This is a genomic window from Chryseobacterium sp. L12, from assembly GCF_056133985.1.
Genome location: NZ_JBVYOF010000027.1, coordinates 49326 through 73498, shown reverse-complemented (window position 1 = coordinate 73498; position 24173 = coordinate 49326). Strand labels below are relative to the sequence as shown.

The 24173-nt window shown below is 34.9% G+C and carries 16 protein-coding genes; 9 read left to right on the top strand and 7 right to left on the bottom strand.

Annotated elements, in window-relative coordinates; genetic code table 11:
- Positions 1 to 6: 6 nt before the first annotated feature.
- A complete protein-coding gene (locus AC0NBN_RS14240) occupies positions 7 to 2409 on the bottom strand; it encodes a prolyl oligopeptidase family serine peptidase (protein ID WP_160812303.1) in 2403 nt (800 codons plus the stop codon).
- Positions 2410 to 2587: 178 nt separating this feature from the next.
- On the opposite strand from AC0NBN_RS14240, the gene AC0NBN_RS14235 reads away from it, so the two are divergent.
- Together AC0NBN_RS14235 and AC0NBN_RS14230 are read left to right on the top strand one after the other, a co-directional pair.
- A complete protein-coding gene (locus tag AC0NBN_RS14235; RefSeq protein WP_160812302.1) occupies positions 2588 to 3379 on the top strand; it encodes a S1/P1 nuclease in 792 nt (263 codons plus the stop codon).
- A gap of 562 nt (positions 3380 to 3941) precedes the next feature.
- The gene (locus AC0NBN_RS14230; RefSeq protein ID WP_027385416.1) at positions 3942 to 4808 is read left to right on the top strand and encodes a sigma-70 family RNA polymerase sigma factor; all 867 of its coding nucleotides are present in this window, start codon (positions 3942 to 3944) and stop codon (positions 4806 to 4808) included.
- A gap of 199 nt (positions 4809 to 5007) precedes the next feature.
- On the opposite strand, the gene AC0NBN_RS14225 is transcribed toward AC0NBN_RS14230, so the two are convergent.
- The 6 genes from AC0NBN_RS14225 to AC0NBN_RS14200 all read right to left on the bottom strand — a co-directional run bounded on the left by AC0NBN_RS14225 (position 5008) and on the right by AC0NBN_RS14200 (position 14665).
- A complete protein-coding gene (locus AC0NBN_RS14225) occupies positions 5008 to 7233 on the bottom strand; it encodes a TonB-dependent receptor (protein ID WP_160812301.1) in 2226 nt (741 codons plus the stop codon).
- Positions 7234 to 7276: 43 nt separating this feature from the next.
- Positions 7277 to 8086, bottom strand: a complete 810-nt coding sequence (gene kdsA, locus AC0NBN_RS14220) for a 3-deoxy-8-phosphooctulonate synthase (protein ID WP_160812300.1) — start codon at positions 8084 to 8086, stop codon at positions 7277 to 7279.
- Entirely contained in the window at positions 8083 to 8955 is an 873-nt protein-coding gene (locus tag AC0NBN_RS14215; protein ID WP_160812299.1) for a hypothetical protein, read from the bottom strand. Before AC0NBN_RS14215 ends, kdsA begins: the two co-directional genes overlap by 4 nt.
- A 10-nt stretch (positions 8956 to 8965) precedes the next feature.
- Positions 8966 to 9490, bottom strand: a complete 525-nt coding sequence (locus AC0NBN_RS14210) for a DUF1697 domain-containing protein (protein ID WP_143885020.1) — start codon at positions 9488 to 9490, stop codon at positions 8966 to 8968.
- A 109-nt stretch (positions 9491 to 9599) separates the two neighbouring features.
- Positions 9600 to 11090, bottom strand: coding sequence for a hypothetical protein (locus AC0NBN_RS14205; protein ID WP_160812298.1), 1491 nt, complete (start codon positions 11088 to 11090; stop codon positions 9600 to 9602).
- Between the two features lie 89 nt (positions 11091 to 11179).
- Positions 11180 to 14665 (bottom strand): glycosyltransferase family 117 protein, encoded by a 3486-nt coding sequence (locus AC0NBN_RS14200; protein ID WP_160812297.1) that lies wholly within the window; start codon positions 14663 to 14665, stop codon positions 11180 to 11182.
- A gap of 221 nt (positions 14666 to 14886) precedes the next feature.
- Between AC0NBN_RS14200 and AC0NBN_RS14195 the strand changes: the two genes are divergently transcribed.
- From AC0NBN_RS14195 to tnpA, 7 genes are all read left to right on the top strand, one after another.
- Positions 14887 to 15924, top strand: coding sequence for a PLP-dependent cysteine synthase family protein (locus AC0NBN_RS14195; protein WP_089743779.1), 1038 nt, complete (start codon positions 14887 to 14889; stop codon positions 15922 to 15924).
- Between the two features lie 74 nt (positions 15925 to 15998).
- Positions 15999 to 17273 carry an aminotransferase class I/II-fold pyridoxal phosphate-dependent enzyme gene (locus tag AC0NBN_RS14190; RefSeq protein ID WP_160812296.1) on the top strand — a complete coding sequence of 425 codons (1275 nt, stop codon included), beginning with the start codon at positions 15999 to 16001 and terminating at the stop codon, positions 17271 to 17273.
- Between the two features lie 87 nt (positions 17274 to 17360).
- Entirely contained in the window at positions 17361 to 19556 is a 2196-nt protein-coding gene (locus tag AC0NBN_RS14185) for a radical SAM protein (protein WP_160812295.1), read from the top strand.
- Between the two features lie 42 nt (positions 19557 to 19598).
- Positions 19599 to 20522, top strand: a complete 924-nt coding sequence (locus AC0NBN_RS14180; RefSeq protein WP_160812294.1) for an ABC transporter ATP-binding protein — start codon at positions 19599 to 19601, stop codon at positions 20520 to 20522.
- A 163-nt stretch (positions 20523 to 20685) separates the two neighbouring features.
- Positions 20686 to 21135 (top strand): MarR family transcriptional regulator, encoded by a 450-nt coding sequence (locus tag AC0NBN_RS14175; protein ID WP_160812293.1) that lies wholly within the window; start codon positions 20686 to 20688, stop codon positions 21133 to 21135.
- 66 nt (positions 21136 to 21201) lie between these two features.
- Positions 21202 to 23595: a 3-hydroxyacyl-CoA dehydrogenase/enoyl-CoA hydratase family protein gene (locus tag AC0NBN_RS14170; protein WP_160812292.1), complete on the top strand. Its 2394-nt coding sequence runs from the start codon at positions 21202 to 21204 to the stop codon at positions 23593 to 23595.
- 84 nt (positions 23596 to 23679) lie between these two features.
- The gene (gene tnpA / locus AC0NBN_RS14165) at positions 23680 to 24144 is read left to right on the top strand and encodes an IS200/IS605 family transposase (RefSeq protein WP_160812291.1); all 465 of its coding nucleotides are present in this window, start codon (positions 23680 to 23682) and stop codon (positions 24142 to 24144) included.
- The last annotated feature ends 29 nt before the right edge of the window (positions 24145 to 24173 follow it).

The following is a 24173-nucleotide window of genomic DNA, read 5'->3' as shown; positions in this document are numbered from 1 at the left end:
TTTCAACTATTTCTTCAGACATTTTTCCAGAAACTGATCCTGTTCCCAGAGAAGGTGCAGAATGTTTTCTTTGGCGGCATATCCGTGAGATTCTTTTGGCAGAAGCACCATTTTTACCGGAGCTCCAAGATTTTTCAGCGCCTGAAAATATCTTTCGGTCTGTAAGGTAAACGTTCCCGGATTATTGTCTGCATCACCGTGTACCAAAAGCAATGGTGTTTTCATCTTGTCTGCATTCATAAATGGGGACATCGTATTGTAAATTTCCGGAACATCCCAATAATTTCTTTGTTCGCTCTGGAAGCCGAAAGGCGTTAAAGTTCTGTTGTAGGCTCCGCTTCTTGCAATTCCGCACGCATAATCCTTGGAATGCGTCAAAAGATTGGCAGTCATAAACGCTCCATAAGAATGTCCGCCAACAGCTACTTTATTTCTGTCGATGTAGCCTAACTGGTCTACGGCATCAATGGCTGCTTTTCCGTTGGCAACCAATTGCGGGATAAAAGTATCGTTCGGTTCTGTTTTTCCTTCTCCGATAATCGGGAATGCAGCGTCATCAAGAACTGCATAACCTTTTGCAGTCCAATACACAAAAGAGCCGTAATAAGGAAAGGTAAAATCATTCGGATTCTGCGTGCTTTGTCCTGCTGTATTTTTATCCTTGTATTCTGTAGGATATGCCCAGATCAGTAAAGGAAGTTTTTCTTTTTTAGCCTTTCTGTCGTAGTTTGCAGGCAGATAAAGCGTTCCTGTCAAAGTAACTCCATCGTTTCTTTTATAAGTAATCACTTCTTTATAGACATCTTTGATGCTTTCAAAAGGATTGGCAAACTGTGTAACCGCTTCAGCTTTATTCGATTTGATATTTTTCTTAAAATAATTCGGATATTGGCTTGCCGACTGCTGAATCGTTAATACCTCTCCCTTAGAAGGATTAATGATATCAATGATTTCTTCTTTTGCATTTTTTATGTTGGAAGTATATAATCTTTTCTTTTTTAGAGATTTTACATCCATTTCATCAATGAAAGGATGTTGTCCTTCTTTGGTAAAACCATCGCCAATCAGGTACGCTTTGTCCCCTTTCATATCTACTACATATCTTCCGAACTGGTTTTTTGTGGTGTTAAAATTTCCGGGATCGCTGTAAACGTCCTGATAATTTCTGTCATCAATAATTTTAGATTCACCATTATTGAGATCAATCAGATAAGATTTTGTATTTCTGGTATCATACCAACCTTCAGAAACAATAGCATAATGATTATTTGTCCAGCTTGCTCCTTCATATCTCTGTTTAGTTTTAAAGAAAGATTTTGGCTGAGTAGTAAATGGAGCTTCCCACATAAAAATTTCGTCTCTGAAATCTGCAGATTTAGACTGATCTCCACCATCCAGAGCTTCGGCAAAAACCAACGTTGCAGGCTGATCTGATCTCCAGGTCATATCTCTTTTCCCTGTTCTTACGGATGAAAAACCTTTAGGCATCACCTCATTAAGCGGTACTTCGTTTACAATTTTTACCAGATTACCTTTTGCATCATATACCGAAGAAGTCATCGGAAAACGGCTCAACGGAACAATGTAGGAAAAAGGCTTTTTTATCGTAGTTGCCATCAGAAAATTTCCATCGGGAGAATAACTTAACCCAGCATACATATCTTTCTCCTTAAACTTTTTAAGATTACCATTCAGATCTGCGTGATATAATTCAGAACTTGTGAGTATTTCAAAATTCTTCTCATCCTGCGGATTTTTAAGAAGATCCTGATAGGTTCTGTTCTGCGAAACTTTTCCGTCTGAAGTAGAAACAATCGGTCCTGTAGGCAGATCTTTTGAAGAATCTATCAGTTTAGGTCTGTCTTCAGGAAGTACTTTAATCAAAAAGCTCTGAGAATCTTTCATCCAGCTGTAAGGGTTCCCCAGATTTGCATTAAGATTATCTTTTGTAATTTTTTTTGCAGTGGCTGTTTCCAGGTCAACAACCCAAAGTTCAACTCCGTTTTGAGTAGTATTGGTAAAGGCTAGTTTCTTCTCATCCGGTGAAAATGAAGTATTCGTTATTTTCGAATTATCCGGCAATCCTTTTACCTGAGATTCCGTTTTATCGTTCATCTTACGAACTTTCAGGTTATTTGAATACGTAATTGTACTCGAAATATTGGTCATTGGATTAATTCTTAAGCCACCTAGTTTCATTTCCTGCTGATTAAGATCATCCAAAGTTTTGTAAGTTGGTCTGTAAACAAAAACAACCCAGTCTTTTTTAGAATTCATTAAAATACTTGGCGGTCTGTCGTAATCTGCCAGCTTCAGAATTTCGGCAGAAGGTTTCTGGTAAGAAATATTTTCCTGTGCTTCGTAAAAGTTAAGAAAAGCCAGCAAACAGATGGTAAGTTTTATTTTCATTTTTAGATATTGATTTTGCACGAATTTAATGAAAAGTTTTAATAAAATTTATGACAATACCATATCAAAGAAATATTGTATTACAATAATTTAATATCCATGATTTGAATTAAGAATATTCTGATGGAAGAAATACATCATTGTGAACTATCTTTGCAGCTTCAAAATTGATTTAACAATGAAACGTATTTATTCAAAATTTCTGCTTTTGGCATCTTTTGCCTTTTCTGTTTACACTTATGCATGGGGGTTAACGGGGCATAGAGTAATTGCAGAGATTGCAGAAAATCATCTTTCCGGAAAGGCAAGAAAAGAAATCAGGAAAATGCTGGGACAGGAAAGAATGGCATATTGGGCAAACTGGCCCGATTTCATCAAGTCTGATACTACCGGAGTCTGGAAGCAGGCTTCAGCATGGCATTATGTAAATATTGATCCAAAGGCAGATTTTGTGGCTTTCGAAAAAGATCTGAAAGCTCAGGCAGGAGCCAATCTTTATTCGCAGATTAAAGTATTGTCCAGCCAGATTAAAGATGAAAAAACATCTGAAAAAGACAGAAAGATCGCTTTGATCTTCCTTATTCACATGATGGGAGATCTGGCGCAGCCAATGCACGCAGGAAGAGCTGAAGATTTGGGAGGAAACAAAATCAATGTTACTTATTTTGGTGATAAAACCAATTTGCATTCCGTGTGGGACGGAAAATTAGTCGATTCACAGAAGTACAGCTATACGGAATATGCAAAACTTCTGGATATTAAATCCAAAGAAGAAGTAAAGCAGATTCAGGCAGGGACTTTGGAAACCTGGCTGTATGATTCTCATCAAATTGCCAATAAAATCTATGCACAGACTCCGGACGGATCAAAATTATCTTATGACTATCAGTACAAGTTTAATGATACCATGGAAAGACAGCTTTTGTACGGAGGTTTAAGACTGGCGAAATTATTAAATGATTTGTTTTAGAATGAATAGTTAATGGTGAATTTTAAAAGTTAATTTTATTTTTATTAAAATTCTTTTATTGATCATACTATGGATTTAACTACTAAGCACTCTAAAGATTTCACCAAGTACACAATACTTATGAACTTTGTTATATATAATCTTGGTGACCGTTGTTGTAAAAATAGTCATCGTTACAACAAATAGCTTTTAATTATGGCAAAATTGTGACAATCAGATTACTTTTAATCTTTAAATTATAGAGCGGAACTTCGGTTTCGCTTTTTTTGTAGGAATTATCTGCTAAACCTATGAGATTTTTTCGTTGAGTTGTCACTAGCCCCGATGGAAACGGCATCCTTTTGTGATGAGAAACGAAGAGCAAAAGATATAGTGGACAGCGGGAAATAGCTCCTAAAAAATAAACCTTGAAGATTATATAATCATAAATTATAAAAGCGGAATAATTTACAACTAATTTTTGAAGTTTATTTTAATTAAATAAAAAATATTTTATAATTGTGTAACCTTTTTGTTTCTTCCAACGTATAATATAATGTAACTCTATTTTTGAGGAAATTAAATGAGACAATTAAAAATAACCAAGCAGGTTACCAACAGGGAAACCGCTTCATTAGACAAGTACTTGCAGGAAATTGGTAAAGTGGAACTGATTACAGCAGACGAAGAAGTAGATTTGGCACAGAGAATCCGTGCAGGTGACAGAGCCGCATTGGAAAAATTGATTAAAGCCAACCTTCGTTTCGTAGTTTCGGTATCCAAACAATACCAAAATCAGGGGCTTTCTCTTCCCGATCTGATCAACGAAGGGAACCTGGGATTGATGAAAGCTGCTAAAAGATATGACGAAACCAGAGGTTTTAAGTTTATTTCTTACGCAGTTTGGTGGATTCGTCAGTCGATTTTACAGGCATTGGCAGAACAGTCGAGAATTGTAAGATTACCGTTGAACAAGATTGGGTCTATCAATAAAATCAATAAAGCGTACGCACACCTTGAGCAGGAAAACGAAAGACCTCCTTCTCCTGAAGAATTGGCGGAAGTTTTGGATATGAGCGAAGAAGACATCAAAGAATCAATGAAAAACAGTGGTCGTCACCTTTCGATGGACGCACCGCTTGTAGAAGGTGAAGATTCTAACTTGTATGACGTACTTCGTTCGGGAGAATCTCCAAGCCCAGACAAAGATCTGATGCTGGAATCTCTTCAGATTGAAATTGAAAGAGCGTTGAATACTTTAACACCGAGAGAAGCAGATCTAGTAAGATTGTATTTCGGACTGAACGGAAAACATCCAATGACTTTGGAAGAAATTGGTGAAACTTTTGATCTTACAAGAGAAAGAGTTCGTCAGATCAAAGAAAAAGCTATTAAAAGACTAAAGCATAATACCAGAAGTAAGATTTTGAAGTCTTATTTAGGTAAATAATTTTAGTTTTAAATATTATTAACGGAACTTGATTTTTTCAGGTTCCGTTTTTTTTTATATGACTTTCAGGAATTAATTGACCAGCGAAATGTATTTTTAATTAACAAAGTAAACCAAGTTAATACTTTAACAAATAGATGGAAAACAAAAACCAGCAGCTAATAAATATCTGCCGGTTTTTTTTATTTTATATTTTATTCTACTTCAGCTTAAAGTTAAGCGTTACATTAAAAAATCTACCCGTCAAACGAACCGGAACCGGATACATCATACTTGTATTGGCATCGGTGATCCATTGATTAGCAATTGTATTGTTGATATTGAAAGCATTAAAAACCTGAACCCCTAAACTGAGATCTTCAAACTTGCTTAATAACCCATACGATTGCTTTTTTTCTTTAGAATCTACAAAAACATACGAAAGTCCTAAATCTACCCTTTTGTAAGAAGGCAAAGTTTTCTGATACTGATAAGGATCTGTAAAAACCGGGGCTCCGTTGGGTAATCCCATAGCATATGTCAAAGTAAGATTGACACGCATTTGTGGGAATTTAGGCATATAATCCTGATAAAACATTGCAAATCTGAATCTTTGATCAGTAGGTCTTGGTATATCTCCTCTTCCGTCGATGTTTTCAAAAACTCTTGCATAACTCGCAGACAGCCAAGAATCTACCCCCGGAACAAATTCTCCGAATAATCTTGTGTCAATTCCGTAAGCATGACCTGAAGCGTTGTTTTGCCCTGAATACCGAATTCTTACGTTATCCATAAAATAAGGAATCAGATTGTCCATTTTTTTGTAATACAACTCCGTAGTAAGTTTGAATGGTCTGTCTTCAAACTCAAATTCAACTTCATTTGCCAGAATTGCCTGAATGGAACGCTGAGATTTTATATTGGGATTAAAACCACCGTTTAAGTCTTTAATTTCTCGGTAAAATGGAGCCTGATAATAAATTCCTCCCGAAAGTCTGAACCACGTTTCGGTATCCCAGTCCGGCTTAATGGCAAACTGAGCTCTTGGTGAAAAAATAGTTTCATTATTAAAACTCCAGTGTGCAACTCTTGCTCCGGCATTGATCAAAACACGGTTAGAACCCCAGAAAAACTTCTGAGAGTACTGCCCGTAAGCTGATAATCTTGTAGGCTGGATATGATTGCTTCCTGCAATGCTGTAAAACAGATCCAAATCTGAAGCATCCGGAAATCTCGGGTCATCGGGTGGTCTTGGAATACTGTAACCTGATGAATCTACCAATTTGTATTCGTTGGTAAGATCACGAAGATTTTCCTTCTCATATTTAAAACCTAATTCTATATCTGTATTTACATTTGGTGAAAATCGTGTCCTGAACTGCGTTCCGTATGTACGTACAAACAAATCGTTTCTGGCATGCTCAATTTGTCCGCCCACATCATAAGAAGTAATAGGGTTTCCTGTAACCGGATCATAGGTCTGTAAAACATAGCTGGAAGCAATTGTATAATATTCTCTCTCACGATTCTGATATGCAAAATTATCCAGCGTAAATCTCCATTTATCCGATGCCTTGAAATTGGCAGAAAAAGTTCCCATCATGTTTTTATACTGGTCATTTTCTCTACCGTTATAAAATACAGTAAGATTAAGAGGCTGATTGATAGAACCAAAATCTACACTTCTCTGTTTAGGAATCATTTCATAATCATTCTTAGAATAATATCCTATGAAGGAGAAATTAAGCTTTTCGGTTGCGTGAAAATTCAGATAAGACTGAAAATCATAATAGGTGGGATTGAAATCTGTATCTTCATTTAAAGTATTCAGAACGAGATTGGTGTTTCTGTATCTTCCCGAAAATAAAGCGGTAAACTTCTTATTTCCGTTTCCGTCTTCTTTTCCTGAAGCAAAACCCGTCGTCAGTCTTCCGCCTATTAAACTTGCTTCTCCTGAAAGCTCAAACTTTTTCGGCTCGCGATAATAGACATTTAAGGCAGATGACATTTTATCACCATATCTTGGTTCAAAACCTCCGGCTGAAAAGTTGACCGTGGAAACCATATCTGGATTGATGATACTTAAGCCCTCCTGTTGTGAATTTCTGATCAGGAAAGGTCTGTAAATTTCAATATCATTAATGTAAATTAAGTTTTCGTCATAATTTCCTCCACGTACCATATACTGGGAAGAGAGCTCCGTATTTGAGTTTACCGAAGGAAGTGTTTTAAGCAAACTTTCCACTCCGCCCGAAATGCTGGAAACATTTTTGGCATCTTTTCCTGAAATACTTACGGCTGTAATATCATTGGTGCGTCCTGTGCCTCTTTTCTGGAAAACAACTTCCTCAATTTGCGTAGTTCTTGTTGTTGTATCTCTTTTTCTGTTTTGTGAGAAAAACAGCATCGGAACCATTAAGCTCAGTGGTAAAACTAGTTTTTTCAAGCGGAATTTTTTAGAATTTCTAAAATTAAGTATTTTTTAACAATTATAATATAGATTCTCTTACTCTTGTCAGTTTTTGTAATAAATCTTCCAATAAATCTAATCTTAACATATTGGCTCCGTCAGAAAGAGCAGTTTCGGGAGTCGGATGTGTTTCAATGAAGATTCCGTCTGCTCCTACAGCAATTCCTGCTTTGGCAACTGTTTCAATTAAATCCGGTCTTCCTCCTGTTACTCCTGAACTTTGATTGGGCTGTTGTAGAGAATGGGTGACATCCAGAATAACCGGAGCATAGTTTCTCATGGTAGGTATTCCTCTGTAATCAACAATTAAATCGGTATACCCGAAAGAATTTCCTCTTTCGATAATGGCAACCTTATCATTGTCTGAATCGGTTACTTTTTCTACTGCAAATTTCATGGATTCGGGAGAAAGAAACTGTCCTTTTTTCAAGGTAACACACTTTCCAGTTTTTGCAGCAGCTACCAAAAGATCTGTCTGACGAACCAAAAACGCAGGTATTTGCAATACATCAACATATTGAGCTGCTAAAGCTGCATGTTCATTTTCATGAATATCTGTAGTTGTAGGAATGTTGAAAGTCTCTCCTACTTTCTTAAGAATTTCCAGAGACTTTTCTTCTCCGATTGTAGTAAAAGAGTCAACTCTGCTTCGATTGGCTTTTTTAAAACTTCCTTTAAAAATATAAGGAATATTATATTTATTTGTCAGCTCAATTACTTTTTCAGCAATTCTTAATGCCATATTTTCACCTTCAATAATGCAGGGACCGGCAATGAGAAAAAAGTTTTTTGAATCTTTGTGGTGTATGTTTTCTAAATGTTGAATCATTGAATCTTACTTTTTTTTTCTTTTATTATACTTTCGAGTTGATCTATATTTCTTTGATAACGATTTATGTTTGGTTGAGTCTTCAATTCCTTCAGCCATTTCTCAGCAATAATAAAATTGTTATTGTGAGCACTTAGAGCTACAAGATTAATCATTGATTCAATTTTGTTCGCTTCATTTTTATAAGAAGAACTATTTTTAGCAATGAAAGTATCAGCTTCTTTAAGCTTATTTTGATGTACTAAACTATAAATGTATTCTTTAAAGATAAAATCATTGGTTTTTTTATTTTTAACTGCCTCGTCACAAACCGTTTCAGCTTCTGCAAATTTACCCATTGCATTGTAAGAAAAAGCGAGTTCAAAATACAATGATTCTGTTTTAAAATTATTTTTATGCAATTCTAAAAGCTTTGGTAAAGCTATTTGTGGGAAATTAGCGCCATTCATTATACTGGCTCTCTTCAAAATTTTCTCGTTTTCCGGTTTTGTGCTTAAATAATTTTTTAACCATTCTGGCTTGATGGGTAAATTAAATTGTTTCAACATTTCATTTGAAATAATTGCACTTTTAAAACCTAAATTTTCAATTCTTACTTTCATAGAAGAATTCTTAGCATCTTCTCTTTCTTTAAATTTTAATATCCCTTCCTCTTCATGAAGATCTCCTATATAATCTAACGTGTAACCTGCAGTTTCATCAAAATACATGAATCCCAGATTATAGCTTTTGTCTCCTTCTTTTACAGGTAATACGATGTAATGATTCTCTGTATCTGGAACTATTGTTTCAAATTTTAAGTCTGAAAATTTTTGGCTATATACAATCAAGTTTGACAGTATAAGTGAACTGATTATTATTTTTTTCATAATTGTATTTTTAAAACTTTTTTATAATTTTTTCAAATGTATTCAAATTTCTGCTCGTAAACTGATCTTTTAAACTTTTTTTGCCTAAAATTTTTCCAAAGCCTGAATCCACTGTATTTCCTTTTGGAACCTGCCAGTAAAATATATTGTTGACAATTTCACCTTCTTCACCCTCAGCTTTTACAGCTTCCTGAAATTCTTTCATTAAAATATTTTCTATATTCTTATTTCCTACAAATGCATATTTATGAAAACCAACTTTATCACTAAACGGATTTGCTTTCCAAATATTCTCTGTTTCTTTTTCAGTTTTAAGAAATAAGAAAGCTTCATAATTAAAATATTCAGACATTGATTTTTCAAGGATCCTTTTTAGTTCTTCCATTTTTTCATCAGAACTGAAAATAATGTTTCCTGAAGCCAAAACCGAGATCACATTTTCCGTTCCGGCATCTTGAAAAACTTTGCAGACATCTGCCATTTTCATATTGGTTCCTTTTACATTGACGCCGCGGAGAAAAGCACAGTATTTCATGAGGTTGATTTGAGAATTTTAAGGTTTTAGTGTTTTAGTGTTGGTTAAAAATATATATAAAGTTGTAAACTTCCATCATCAATCATCTAACATCTAACATCTAACAAAATTACTTCTTAATTCTTTCATATAAATTATAATCTGTGCCCGAAGGTTTTAGTTTATAAATTTTTTCTAAAACACGATTTTCACTTTCCATGTGATTTTTAATTCTGAATTCTTTAAGTAATTTATATTCTGATTTGTAATAATCGGCATTTTTCCCTTCGAAAAGATCTTTATTAGAAAGAAGATATTTCGGCTTTCTGTTTTTAACGGTATTAAGCCAATAATTAGGTTTGTCTTTTTTGATTTCTTCCTGAATTTGTTTGTCCACCAATCCTACTTCGTCAATGGTTTTTAAACCTGAAAAATATGGAACATAACCGGCTGGTTCAAGCAAAATCCATTGGTTTTTGTCTTTTTCATACTGATTCAGAAACAACCCGATAGATCTTCTGTAGTTCCATTCACCATTTCCTGTTGCTATAGAATGTATACTCTGAAACGCTGTCATTGGCAGAATATAAAAGATCAAAAGCGATGCAAGCCAAAGATTTTTTTTAGTTTTCTGTTCTAAAACAAAAACAAAAACAGGAACGAAAAGTAATATCTGCGGAACCCAATAATACCAGTCAAAAAGGCTTTTCTGAGAAAGAAAGATGATTTGTTTTGTCCATGCAAAAAGGAAAATGATCCATAGAAAATAGTTTCTTTTATCTTGTTGACGGATAAGATAAATAAAGCATAAAATCTCAAAAACAGCAATAATAATGGTTACCGGATTGAAATCTGAAGGCATCTTCAGCATTCCCCAGAAATTCCCGTAATTCAGTCTGAAATATTCTAAATTCTGCTGAAAAGTAAACGTTCGGTCATATGCCAGTTTTTTGGCGACAATCGTATTATTAACCCATTCTCCAAAATAAAACCAATTGAAACAGATACATACGGCAACGCCAACAATTCCTCCTAAAATATAATTCCATCTTATTTTTTTGTTCCAGAAAATATCTGTTAAAAAAATAATTCCAAGAAAAATCACGGTATCTATTCTGGTAAATAATATAAGGGTTGGAAATACAAGTAAAGCCCACTTTTTTTCTTTTTTAAAGCCGTAATATAATAAAGCCATTTCAAGAAAAAACAGGATTCCGTACTCCATTCCAAGAATAGAAATCTTAATAGAAGGTGGTAAAATACCAAACAAAATAATGAATACCGCTTTATGCCAATTGTTTTTGAATAAAAGATGCGAAAGCAGCACGCTTCCTATGGAAAACAAAATACTATTGAAAGCCAAAAGAGGAATAATAAAGTTTTCTTTGCCAAAAATCACATTGAATATGTAGGAAACAAAAACATACAGATGCGTTGTAGATGCCGAAATTTTAGTCTCACCGTTAAAACCAATTACGCCATAATCCAGCAAATTTTGAGCAACTCTCCAGGTGATGAAGGCATCTTCCTGAATATGATGGGTAAGAAAAAAAACAAACTTGATCAGTATGGCAAAAATGACGGCATAAATCGGGAGTTTTGTGTATTGTGTTTCAGACATTGCGCTTTTTTAGATGCACAAAGATAATTTTAAATTTTATGAATATCAACATAAAAAAACGGAACCGAAGTTCCGTTTTTCTAATATGTTTATTGTGTTGCCTTAATGATTGCTGTGGTAATCTGATCTTCTTTTTCTTTGGCATAAGTAGAATCATACGGTTCCATAACATCAAATAAGTATTGATAATAAGGCGTGATTTTCTGTACTTTTTCAGATTCTTTCATCGCTTTTTCTTTACCCATTTGCTGCAGATCTTTAATGAATACATTAAATTTCTGATCAATAGGCTCAATAGACTTCACCAAGTAAGCATAAGCCTTATCTTTTTTACCTATTTTCTGATAAGCATCCGTAACAGAAGTAACGACTAAAGAATATTCCATAGGCTTCGATTTCATGGCTCTTCCCATATATCTTTGTTCGCTTGGGCTTAACGAAAGATAATAATCATACTCAGAAAAGATACCTTTTTTAAGTATTTCAGCGAGTTTTAATCCTTTTTCTTCCTGTCCGGAAACAATATATCCATATACCATAGAGCTTAAAGATCTAGGATCATTATATTTTTCAGCAGGAATTTCCCTTGAAGCCAAATCTAAAATTTCTACTGCTTTTGCTTTTTGTCCGGCTAAAGCCAAGGCTGCTGCTGCTCTGCTTGCAGAACTTCTGTAGCTCATAATATTAGATGTTGCAGTTTCGTCAAAATGTACATTCAGATTTTTGAAATTACCCCATCTGAAATTTTTCACAACATTGTAAAGCGAGTTGGCATCTACCCTTCCCATTTCGCCATCGCTGCTTCTTGGTGTATAGATCGGAATAAAACGATAGCTGAAGCCATCAAACTGAAGATAATCATCCAGATAGAAAATATTTTCACTGTCATAAACTCCACCTGAAGAGAAATTGATAGGTCTTTTCCAGTCGAAGTTGGCTAAAAGATCAAACATCATCAGATTGTTTTTATACAATGTGCCGGCTTTGTAGTCAACAATGATCTGGTCTGCAGCATTGTTTGCTTCCGAAGCACTGATGATTCCTGCTTTTACAGCATTTGCTTTGTTAACAGGAATTACAAATTTATTAACCGGAAGAAAATTATATTTTTCGTAACGTTCTTCACCATAAATCATTTTCAGGACTTCATCCTTTTCAGGCGATTTCATTTTAATAAAATCTACCGCTTCCTTTACTGTCATAGAATCCTGTACAAGATATTTCTGGAATGGTTTGATGATTTCTTCAGGAGCACCAGACTGTTGAAGGTTTTCAAGAATATTTTTCCAATCATTCTTTTTCATCAGATAAATCTGGTCATTTACTCCGTCTCTGTAATCTTCATGGGTAAGCTGGCTCGGTATTCCTTCTGCATTGTAAGTTTTTCTTTTCACCTGATCAATATTCCAGGGAGTGGAAAGAAGGGTAAAATTAACTACTTTCACATCATCTCTGAATCTTTCAGTCTCCTGCATTGCCCAAACCGGATATGTATCATTATCACCGTATACAAATAATATATCATTCTTCGGCAACGATTTTAGTACCGAATAAGAGTAATCATACGCTGTGTATCTTTCGCTTCTGTCATGAGAGGTATAATTCTGAAAGCCCATCATCAAAGGAATTCCTAATAGAACAACACCAAATCCGATATTGGCTGCATTTGATTTTACCTTTGATTGTAAATACCAAAGAATTGCTCCTGCTCCCAGACCAATCCATATTGCAAAAGCATAGAATGAGCCTACCATTGCGTAATCTCTTTCTCTCGGCTCAAAAGGTTTTACACCAGTATAGAAGATAATTCCGACACTTGTAAGGACAAACAATGATAATATTGCATAAAATCTTCCGAAATCTCTGCTAAACTGAAAGTAGCATCCCAAAATTCCTAAAATAAGAGGTAAAAAGAAAAAAGCTACAGTACTGTCGTTTTTATATTTAGCAGGCATTGCATCCTGATTCCCAAGTCTTGCATCATCAATAAAAGAGATTCCGGAGATCCAGTTTCCTCTTAAATCGTCTGTAGAACCTTCCAGATCATTTTGCCTTCCGGCGAAATTCCACAAAAGATATCTTAGAAAATAATAACCATTCTGAAATGTAATGAAATAATCCATATTCTGCATCAAAGAAGGTTTCTGAACTTTAATAAGGTTGTATGGTCTTACTTTCAGATAATCTGCTGCGGTAATATCACCATCATTATACTTTGCTTTCAGTTCACTGAAAATTTCCTGAGCTTCAGGGCTGTCTGCAACGTCTTCATTGTCATAATTAAATGTAAAATCAGGAGCTCCGTACATGGAAATGTAGTTATTCATTACATCTTTATCATCATTAAACATTCTCGGCATAAGACTTACATGAGACTTATCGAAAACGTAATTGAAACGCTCACTGGTTTTTATATATCTTCCTGTTTTCTCGTCTTTTTCATAAACATCACCTTTCTTAGTTGTTTTGAAACTTCCGTCTTCATTCTTCTGAATTCCGTTGGCATCTAAAAACGCGGTGTAGTTTTGTCCGTAAATTGTTGGCCAGTCACCGTATTGCTCTCTGTTGTAATAATCAAGCATCCCGATGGCAGTATCCGGATCATTAAGGTTCATCGGCGGATTTGCATTAGCCCTGATCGGAATAACCATCCAGCATGAAAAACCAATAATCATATAAACTACGGATAAAGCAATGGTCTGATAAATATTTCTTTTCGCTTTTTTTGCGTATTTAATCATTAAATAGCAAAGCGCGATCATAATGATAAATCCAACAATTGTTCCTGAATGGAATGGCAGACTCAAACCATTTACGAAGAAGATTTCAAGTCTTCCGAACAAGGTCATGATGATAGGGAAAATAAGTTTAAATACAATAATTAAAATTCCCAAAGTAATGGCATTAGCCCAAAGAAAGTTCATCCAAGTGAACTTATAATTTCTGGCATAATAAACCAGACAAACGGCAGGAATAGCCAACATACACATCATGTGAACACCTACAGAAAGCCCAAGAATAAAGAAAATTAAAATAATCCATCTTTCACTGTCTTTTTCAAGATATTCATTTTCCCATTTGGTAATCAGCCATACAAGCAATGCAATAAACATGGATGCCATAGAATAAACTTCACCTTCTACCGCAGAAAACCAAAAAGTATCTGAAAATGTGAAACATAAAGAACCGATAACACCGGCAAAAAGTATGGCAATTTCCTGATGTCTGGTAATTTCTTCAAAATCTTTATTCAATAGTCTTCGCACAAAATGAGTGATCGTCCAGAATAAAAATAAAATGGTAAGTGCACTGAATAAAGCTGACATTCCATTAATGACAACAGAGTAATTTTCGCCTTGTCCAAAAGCAAAAATAGCAGCAACAGCTCCTACAATCTGAAATAATGCAGCACCGGGAGCATGCGTTACTTCCAGTTTTACTGCTGAAGAAATATATTCACCACAGTCCCAGAAACTAAAATTGGGTTCTATGGTTGATAGGTACGTGAAAAATGCAATAACGAAAATCACCCATCCGAGAACGGTATTCCATTGCCTAAAAGTCCAGTTTTTCATAGTATAAAATCAATGATGCGAAAATAAGGTTTTTAGATTAGTTTATCTTCATTTTAACAAATTTTAAAAAATATGGCGCAATTTTTGTCTGTTTCGCATTGCTGTAAGCAGAAATAAATTGCATTTTTGCATATCGACAAACTTATAATTGAGTAAAAGTTTAAATAGTATTTATTTTTTTGTATTTTTGCCGACAGATTTTTATTGAAAAATAACAAATAATGAGTAATGTTTACGATAATATTCTTGGCTTAATCGGGAGCACGCCTTTGGTAAAACTAAATACCGTTACAAAAGACATACCTGCAACTGTTTATGCTAAGTTAGAATCATATAATCCTGGACATTCAACAAAAGATAGAATCGCACTTCATATCATAGAAAACGCTGAGAAAAAAGGTTTATTAAAGGAAGATTCTGTGGTAGTAGAAACCACTTCCGGAAATACAGGTTTTTCCATCGCCATGGTTTGCATTATTAAAGGTTACAAATGCATTCTGGCAGTGAGTGATAAAACTAAGCCTGAGAAAATTGCTTACCTTAAAGCTTTAGGAGCAAAAGTTTATGTATGTCCTGCGAATGTTCCTGCGAATGACCCGAGATCTTATTATGAGGTAGCAAAAAGAATTGCTGCTGAAACTCCAAATTCTATTTACATCAACCAATACTTTAATGAGCTGAATGTTGATGCACATTATCAGACCACTGGTCCTGAATTGTGGGAGCAGACTCAGGGTAAAATAACCCATCTTTTTGCATGCACAGGAACTGGAGGAACACTTTCCGGATCTGCCAAATTTTTAAAAGAAAAAAATCCTGATATAAAGATTATAGGGGTAGATGCAGACGGATCTATTCTTAAAAGTTATCATGAAACCGGGGAAATTCACAAAGAAGATGTGCATCCTTATCAGATCGAAGGGATGGGGAAAAATTTAATTCCTTCTGCTCTTCTTTTTGATAAAGTAGATCATTTTGTGAGAGTGAATGATGAGATGTCTGCCTACAGAACCAGAGAAATTGCTTTAAAAGAAGCCATCATGGGCGGATATACTACAGGAGCCGTAACTCAGGCATTGATTCAATATGCTAATTCATACCAATTTACTGAGAACGATTTTGTAGTATTGATCTATCCGGATCATGGTTCCAGATATATTACAAAGGTTTACAGCGATAAATGGATGGAAGAGCAGGGCTTCATTAATAACTGTTTTCACAATTATGAAGAAGTCTTCAAGACAGAAATTATCAAATAAAAATTTTAAACTGATAAAAAGTAAGCCTTTTTTGTAATTCACAAAAGGCTTTTTTACTTAAAAACTACAACATAATGTTAGATATTTTTGAAAGAATAAAGCAGAACCCTGGTCCGTTGGGGCAGTTTGCAGATTATGGTGAAGGATATTTTATTTTTCCTAAACTTGAAGGACCTATTGGTCCGAGAATGCAGTTTCAGGGGAGAGAAGTCATTTTTTGGAGCGCCAACGACTATTTAGGAATGTGTAATCACCCTGAAGTTTTGGAAGCAGATGCAAAAGCTGCAGCAGAATTCGGAATGTACTATCCGATGGGAGCAAGAGCAATGTCGGGAGAAACGCATCAGCATTTGCAGCTCGAAAGAGAATTGGCAGAATTTGTTCAGAAAGAATCAGCATATTTGTTAAACTTCGGTTATCAGGGAATGGTTTCTACCATTGATGCTTTGGTTGGAAGAAATGATGTAATAGTTTACGACGTAGATTCTCATGCTTGTATTGTTGACGGGGTAAGACTTCATTCCGGTAAAAGATTTACTTACAGACACAATGATATTGAAAGCCTTGAAAAAAACCTTCAGAGAGCAACAAAGGTGGCTGAAGAAACAGGCGGCGGAATTTTGGTAATTACTGAAGGCGTTTTTGGAATGAGAGGACAGCAAGGTAAACTAAAAGAAATCTGTGAGCTGAAATCTAAATATCAGTTCAGACTTTTGGTAGACGACGCCCATGGATTTGGTACTCTTGGTGAAACAGGAGCCGGAGCCGGAGAAGAACAAGGATGTCAGGATAAAATTGATGTTTATTTTTCAACTTTTGCAAAATCTATGGCTGGTTTCGGAGCTTTTATTGCCGGAGACAAAGAAATCATCAGATACTTAAAATTTAACCTTAGATCTCAGATTTTTGCAAAATCTTTAACGATGCCAATGGTAATCGGTGGTTTAAAGAGACTTGAATTATTAAGAACAAAGCCGGAAATTAAAGCTAAACTTTGGGAAAACACTCATAAACTTCAAAAAGGTCTTTTAGATAGAGGATTCAATATTGGTGATACCAATACATGTGTAACACCTGTTATGATGCAGGGAACTCCTGTAGAAGCAACTCTGTTGGTAAAAGATTTAAGAGAAAACTTCGGAATCTTCACCTCAGTAGTGGTTTATCCGGTTATTCCAAAAGGAATGATCTTATTAAGATTAATTCCTACTGCTTCTCATACCGATGCAGAGATTAATGAAACACTGGCTGCGTTTGAAGCAATACATGATAAGCTTACAAGCGGATTCTATAAAGATCAGGAGCAGAAACTGCTTGCTGAGCAGGGTTTAAGTTTCAAAGAAATTTAAGTTAAAATACAAAACCTCAGAAATTTCTGAGGTTTTTTTCCATCATTAATTGTACGAATTTAAAAAAACATCAATAAAGCTTTTCTTTTGAAAGATATTCTTCTTATTACGCCGCCCTTTACGCAACTCAATACACCCTATCCTGCAACTGCTTATATCAAAGGTTTTTTGAATACTAAAGGTATTTCAAGCTATCAGGTTGATTTGGGAATTGAAGTAATATTAAAACTATTTTCAAAAGACGGATTTCAGAAAATTTTTGCGAAAAGTCCGGAACAGAATAATATATCCGAAAACTCACAAAGAATTTTTACTTTAAGAGACGAATATATTAAAACCATTGATCAGGTTATTCTTTTTCTGCAGGGAAAAAATCCTACTTTAGCAAGACAGATCTGTTCTATGAATTTCCTTCCCGAAGCTTCCCGTTTCAATCAGCTTGATGATATGGAATTCGCTTTTGGGAATATGGGTTTACAGGATAAAGCAAAGCATTTGGCAACACTTTATCTGGAAGATATTTCTGATTATATTGTAGAAAATACAGATGCCGATTTTGGTTTCAGCAGATATGCAGAAAGATTGGGAAAATCAGCTAATTCGTTTGATGAATTGTATTCTAAATTACATCAGGATTTTACTTTCACAGATACTTTTACTTTGGAAATTCTCCAGCAAAAGATTGAATCTGTTAAGCCAAAGCTCATTTGTTTTTCAGTTCCTTTTCCCGGGAATTTATATTCTGCTTTTCGTTCTGCAAAATTTATCAAAGAAAACTATCCTCATATTAAAACAGCAATGGGAGGCGGTTTTCCAAACACAGAACTCAGAGATCTGAAAGATGAAAGAGTTTTTGAGTTTTTTGATTTCATCACGTTAGATGATGGAGAACTGCCAATTGAGTTGCTTTATGAAAACATTTGTAATCCGGAAAAAATTCAGGAGTCTCAGTTCAAACGAACATTCCTCTTTGAAAATCAAAAAGTTGTTTACAAAAATAATACTGAAAGACAAGATTATAGACAATCTGAAATTGGAACTCTTGATTATACAGATTTACAGCTAGATCAGTATATTTCTGTGATCGAAATTGCCAATCCGATGCACAGTTTATGGAGCGACGGAAGATGGAATAAATTGACAATGGCACACGGTTGCTATTGGGGGAAGTGTACATTTTGCGATATATCATTAGATTATATTAAGATTTACGAGCCTATTTCTGCTAAAATTCTGGTCGACAGAATGGAAGAACTAATTCTTCAGACCGGAGAAACAGGCTTTCATTTTGTAGATGAAGCTGCGCCTCCTGCTTTGATGCGGGAAGTTGCACTGGAAATTTTACGCAGAAAACTTGTAGTAACCTGGTGGACAAATATTCGGTTTGAAAAGAGTTTTACACAGGATTTATGCTTTTTACTTAAAATGTCAGGATGCGTTGCTGTTTCCGGTGGACTGGAGGTGGCAAGTGACAGACTTTTAAAGTTAATTGACAAAGGAGTTTCTGTAAATCAGGTCGCAAAAGTTACAAGAAATTTTACAGAAGCCGGAATCATGGTTCATGCTTATCTTATGTACGGTTATCCTACTCAGACCGTGCAGGAAACTGTAGATTCATTAGAAATGGTTCGTCAGCTTTTTGAAATGGGAATTTTGCAAAGTGGTTTTTGGCATCAGTTTGCAATGACTGCACATTCACCTGTAGGAAAGAATCCGGAAGAATTTGGAGTAACTCCGATACAACAGGAGATTAAATTTGCCAATAATGATATTGATTTTAAAGATAAAACAGGGATTGATCACAGTAAATTCAGTTTTGGTTTAAAAAAATCGCTTTTTAACTATATGCACGGAATTAATTTTGAAATTCCATTACAGGAATGGTTTGATTTTAAAATACCTAAATCTACAGTTCATCCGGATTATATCCACGACTGTCTTTTAGAAGAAGACTCCTTTGTTTTTAAGCCTGATTCAAAAATTATATTTTTAGCTAAAAATATGGTTGTTGAAAATTATACTAAAACAAAAAAGCAAAACTCCTGGTCTTATTCTAGAGTTACTTTTCATTTAAAAACCAATATTGTCACCATAGATATTGAACAGGAAAAGGCAAGCTGGCTAATCAGAATTATAGAAAACAATTCTTTAGAAAACAGCCATAAAATGACTTTGAAGCAAATGAAAGAAAGATTTGAAGAGGAGTTTGAAAACTTTGAGCTATTCTGGTTCTCAAAACCGATTCAGCAGTTAAAGGAAAACGGAATTATTCTGAGCTTATAATTTTTGTATATTTAAATCAATAAGTTATTTTTTAACAATCCCATGCATCTTCAAATCAAACAAGCAGATATTGGCTACAATAAAAAATTAATCTCAGAAGCGAATGCCAGTTTGAATCTGGGGGAAGTCTGTCTTTTGATTGGAAATAACGGTGTCGGGAAAACTACTTTAATTAAATCTATTCTACATCAGATTCCGCTTTTGAACGGTGAAATTTTTATTAGCGGAAGAAATATCAAAATTCTTTCGGTAAAAGAAATTGCCGAGCAGATTGCCGTTGTTTTTTCCAAGTCGGTTATTCCTCAGAATTACACTGTAGAGGATCTTATTTCGTTAGGAAAATACATTTATTATCCTTTTTATTTTGAATTGAATCAAAAAGACAGAGAAGAAGTTTCCCACATTATTGAAGAATTGGGCATCGTTCAATATAAAAATATACTGCTTAAAAATCTTTCAGACGGAAATCTTCAGAAAGCTTTTATAGGAAGAGCAATTACGCAGAATTCCCCAATTATCATTCTGGATGAACCCACAACACATCTGGATGAAAAAAATAAAGTTATCATCCTTCAAACACTCAGAAAACTTGCAAAAAAGCAAAATAAACTTATTCTTTTTTCGTCTCATGACTGGCGATTGGCAAAAGAATTTGCCGATAAAATATGGTACCTGAAAGATCAAAATCTCTATTCAGGAATAGTTGAAGATGTTCTGCTTCAACATGAAGAACTTACCAATGCCTCACTTTTTACAATAAACGAGCAGTTTGTTGCTCCGCACATCGTTGCACCAGATGTTTATAAAGAAATGCTGTTCTCTTTGCTTCAAAAAAACTTTGAAAAAAATCTTTCCAATATATTTTTTGAATGGAATGATCAAAAATGGGTTATAACACACGAAAGCGGAAAGCGTGAATGTGAATCTTTTGAAGAAATCATTAATTTTATAAGAACCATTCATTAATACAGTAAATTCTTTATTACTTTCATATACTATGCATGCATAGTATTATGCTTTTCATATAAATTAAGCTATTAATTTCCAATGAGTTAACAAATTTTAACGAAAATAAATATTATGCATGCATAATATTTGCTAAATTTGGGTAAACCATGACACAAAAAGTATGGAACCAAATAAAGAAAAAATAGAAAACATTGATCTTATTCTGAAACAAACGTGGATTTCGGTACAGAAAATGTACTCAGATTTGGCGCAGGAATATGATTCTACCGCAGTACAAGCACTCACATTATTGAAAATTGATCCTAAAGAAGGTACAAGAAGCACCAATCTGGGTCCAAAAATGGCAATTGAGCCGACTTCGCTTACCAGAATTATCAAACTTTTGGAAGATAACGGTTATATCTACAAAGAAAAAACTACAGCAGATAAGCGCGAAGTTATTATAAAACTTACGGAGAAAGGACTTAACTCCAGAAACCTTTCAAAAGAAGTAGTCGTTAATTTCAATAAAAAAGTGATGGAGAAAATTTCACCGGAAAAACTGGAAATATTCAAGGATGTAATGACAGAAATTATGAAAATTTCTCATGACCTTAATAATAAAAAATAAACATCCATATTATTTGAGGAATCCGGGTATTAATATATTACCATTAAAAACAAAAAATATCTACATATGAAAAGACGAATCAAACACGTTACGGTTCTTGGTTCAGGAATTATGGGAAGCGGTATTGCAGCGCATTTCGCCAATATTGGCGTAGAAGTTACGCTGTTGGATATCGTTCCTTTTGAACTTTCTGAAACAGAACAGAAAAAAGGTTTGACCAAAGATGACAAAGCGGTGAGAAACAGAATCGCTTCAGAAAACTTTGAGAAACTGAAGAAAGCAAGTCCTGCACTACTCTATTCTCCAAAATTTGCAGACAGAATAAAGGTTGGAAACTTTGATGATGATTTACCGAAAATAAAAAATACAGACTGGATTATTGAAGTTGTTGTTGAAAGACTGGACATCAAAAAGTCTGTTTATGAGAAAATTGAGCAGTTCAGAAAACCGGGAACGCTGATTTCTTCCAACACTTCAGGAATTCCTATTCATTTATTAACAGAAGGAAGAAGTGATGATTTCAAACATTATTTTGCAGGAACACACTTTTTTAATCCGGTAAGATATCTTCCTCTTTTAGAAATTATTCCTACAAACGATACCGCTCCTGAAGTTATTGATTTCTACATGAACTACGGAGCAAAATTCTTAGGAAAAACAACCGTTTTAGCAAAAGATACTCCTGCGTTCATTGCCAACAGAATTGGAGTTTTCTCGATGATGGATCTCCTTCACAATGTTCAGAAGTTGGGTTTAACCGTTTCTGAAGTAGATAAATTAACAGGACCGGTTATTGGTCGTCCAAAATCTGCGACATTCAGAACAGCAGACGTTGTAGGTCTTGATACCTTAGTAATGGTAGCAAATGGTGTCCGTCAAAGCGGTGCAGAAGCCAATGATTTCAATAATGTCTTCGCCCTGCCCGATTACATCCAGAAAATGGTTGATAACAAATGGTTAGGTTCAAAAACACAGCAGGGTTTCTATAAAAAAGTAAAAAATGCAGAAGGAAAATCTGAAATTCACGGATTAAATCTGGATACTTTAGAATATGAGCTTCAGGGAAAATCTTCTTTCCCAACTTTAGAATTAACGAAAAATATTGATAAGCCGATTGACAGATTTAAAGTTTTAATCGGTGGAAAAGATAAAGCAGGAGAACTATACAGAAAATCATTAGGAGCATTATTCGCTTATGTTTCGCATAAAATTCCAGAGATTTCCGATGAAGTGTATAAAATCGACGATGCAATGAGAGCTGGTTTCGGTTGGGAAAACGGTCCGTATGAGATCTGGGATGCAGTTGGCGTTAAAAAAGGTATTGAACTGGCGAAAGAAGCAGGTTACGAAGTTTCAGACTGGGTAAAAAATGTAGAGACTTTCTATAAAGTTAATGAAGAAGGTCAAAGTATTTATGTGGATAAAAACTCAGGAGCTTATAACACTATTCCGGGACAGGATTCATTCATTATTCTGGATAATATCAGAAAAAACAAAACGCTTTGGAGTAATTCGGGAGCGGCGATTGAAGATTTAGGTGACGGAATCATCAATTTTGAGATTCGTTCTAAAATGAATTCTTTGGGAGGTGAAGTTCTGGATGGGTTAAACCGAGCAATTGATTTAGCTGAAAAAGAATATGACGGATTGGTTGTCGGAAATCAGGGCACGAATTTCTCTGTTGGAGCCAATTTGGCAATGATTTTAATGATGGCAATCGAACAGGATTGGGATGATCTGAATATGGCGATTGCTTACTTCCAGAAATCTATGATGAGAGTTCGCTACTCTTCTATTCCTGTAGTGGTTGCTCCTCACGGAATGACATTAGGTGGTGGTTGCGAAATGACCATGCACGCAGACAGAGTGGTTGCTGCAGCAGAAACATACATCGGATTGGTAGAAACCGGAGTTGGGGTTATTCCAGGTGGTGGAGGAACCAAGGAATTAACGTTAAGAACATCAAGAGAATTCCACAGTGACGACGTTAAAAACAACAGACTTCGTGAGGCTTTTATGAATATCGCCATGGGTAAAGTAGCAACTTCAGCTTACGAAGCCTACGATATGGGAATTTTGGAACATGGAAAAGATATTGTTTCAGTAGATAAAAGAACCCAGATCAAAACTGCAAAAATGCTTGCCAAAAGTTTAGCAGAACACGGCTACACCCAACCTATCGAACAAAAAGTAAAAGTTCTGGGTAAAGATGCATTGGGAATGTTCTACGTAGGAACCGACCAGATGTTGACCGGAAATTATATTTCTGAACACGATAAGAAAATTGCGGACAAATTAGCCAACGTAATGGTGGGTGGAAATCTTTCTGAACCAACTGTTGTCACAGAACAATATCTATTGAATCTCGAAAGAGAAACATTCTTACAGCTTTGCGGTGAAAGAAAAACACTGGAGAGAATTCAGTATATGTTACAGAATGGTAAACCGTTGAGAAATTAATAGGGAGCTCCGTAGGAGCGAACTGATAATAGCAGAATAATTTTAGAAAGACATTGAGCCTCGTAGAGGCGACCTGTTAGTTTTATGGCAAATACATACACTCAAATTTATATTCAAATTGTTTTCGCTGTTAAAGGAAGACAAAATCTGATTTCAAAAGAAAACAGAGAAGAATTACATAAATTGATTACAGGTATTGTTTCCAACAGAAATCAAAAATTATTAGCTGTTTTTGCAATGCCGGATCATGTACACATTCTTGTAAGTATTAGTCCGACAGTTACAATTTCGGATTTAGTAAGAGATATTAAAGCAGGTTCATCAAAATTCATTAATGAAAAAGGATGGACAAATGGAAAATTCAATTGGCAGGAAGGATATGGAGCTTTTTCCTATTCTAAAAGCAGTGTAGGTTCTGTTATTAAATATATTTTAAATCAGGAAGAACATCATAAAAAGAAAACATTTAAAGAAGAATATTTGGATTTTATGGAAAAATTTGAAATTGAATATAATCCGGAATATGTATTTGAATGGATTAAAGATTAACAGGTCGCTCCTACGGAGCTCTGTAATTT

Excerpts from the sequence above, each read along its gene's own strand:
- AC0NBN_RS14240 (WP_160812303.1), bottom strand. The coding sequence starts at position 2,409 with ATGAAAATAAAACTTACCATCTGTTTGCTGGCTTTTCTTAACTTTTAC.
- AC0NBN_RS14235 (WP_160812302.1), top strand. The coding sequence starts at position 2,588 with ATGAAACGTATTTATTCAAAATTTCTGCTTTTGGCATCTTTTGCCTTT.
- AC0NBN_RS14230 (WP_027385416.1), top strand. The coding sequence starts at position 3,942 with ATGAGACAATTAAAAATAACCAAGCAGGTTACCAACAGGGAAACCGCT.
- kdsA (WP_160812300.1), bottom strand. The coding sequence starts at position 8,086 with ATGATTCAACATTTAGAAAACATACACCACAAAGATTCAAAAAACTTT.
- AC0NBN_RS14215 (WP_160812299.1), bottom strand. The coding sequence starts at position 8,955 with ATGAAAAAAATAATAATCAGTTCACTTATACTGTCAAACTTGATTGTA.
- AC0NBN_RS14210 (WP_143885020.1), bottom strand. The coding sequence starts at position 9,490 with ATGAAATACTGTGCTTTTCTCCGCGGCGTCAATGTAAAAGGAACCAAT.
- AC0NBN_RS14205 (WP_160812298.1), bottom strand. The coding sequence starts at position 11,090 with ATGTCTGAAACACAATACACAAAACTCCCGATTTATGCCGTCATTTTT.
- AC0NBN_RS14200 (WP_160812297.1), bottom strand. The coding sequence starts at position 14,665 with ATGAAAAACTGGACTTTTAGGCAATGGAATACCGTTCTCGGATGGGTG.
- AC0NBN_RS14195 (WP_089743779.1), top strand. The coding sequence starts at position 14,887 with ATGAGTAATGTTTACGATAATATTCTTGGCTTAATCGGGAGCACGCCT.
- AC0NBN_RS14190 (WP_160812296.1), top strand. The coding sequence starts at position 15,999 with ATGTTAGATATTTTTGAAAGAATAAAGCAGAACCCTGGTCCGTTGGGG.
- AC0NBN_RS14180 (WP_160812294.1), top strand. The coding sequence starts at position 19,599 with ATGCATCTTCAAATCAAACAAGCAGATATTGGCTACAATAAAAAATTA.
- AC0NBN_RS14175 (WP_160812293.1), top strand. The coding sequence starts at position 20,686 with ATGGAACCAAATAAAGAAAAAATAGAAAACATTGATCTTATTCTGAAA.
- AC0NBN_RS14170 (WP_160812292.1), top strand. The coding sequence starts at position 21,202 with ATGAAAAGACGAATCAAACACGTTACGGTTCTTGGTTCAGGAATTATG.
- tnpA (WP_160812291.1), top strand. The coding sequence starts at position 23,680 with ATGGCAAATACATACACTCAAATTTATATTCAAATTGTTTTCGCTGTT.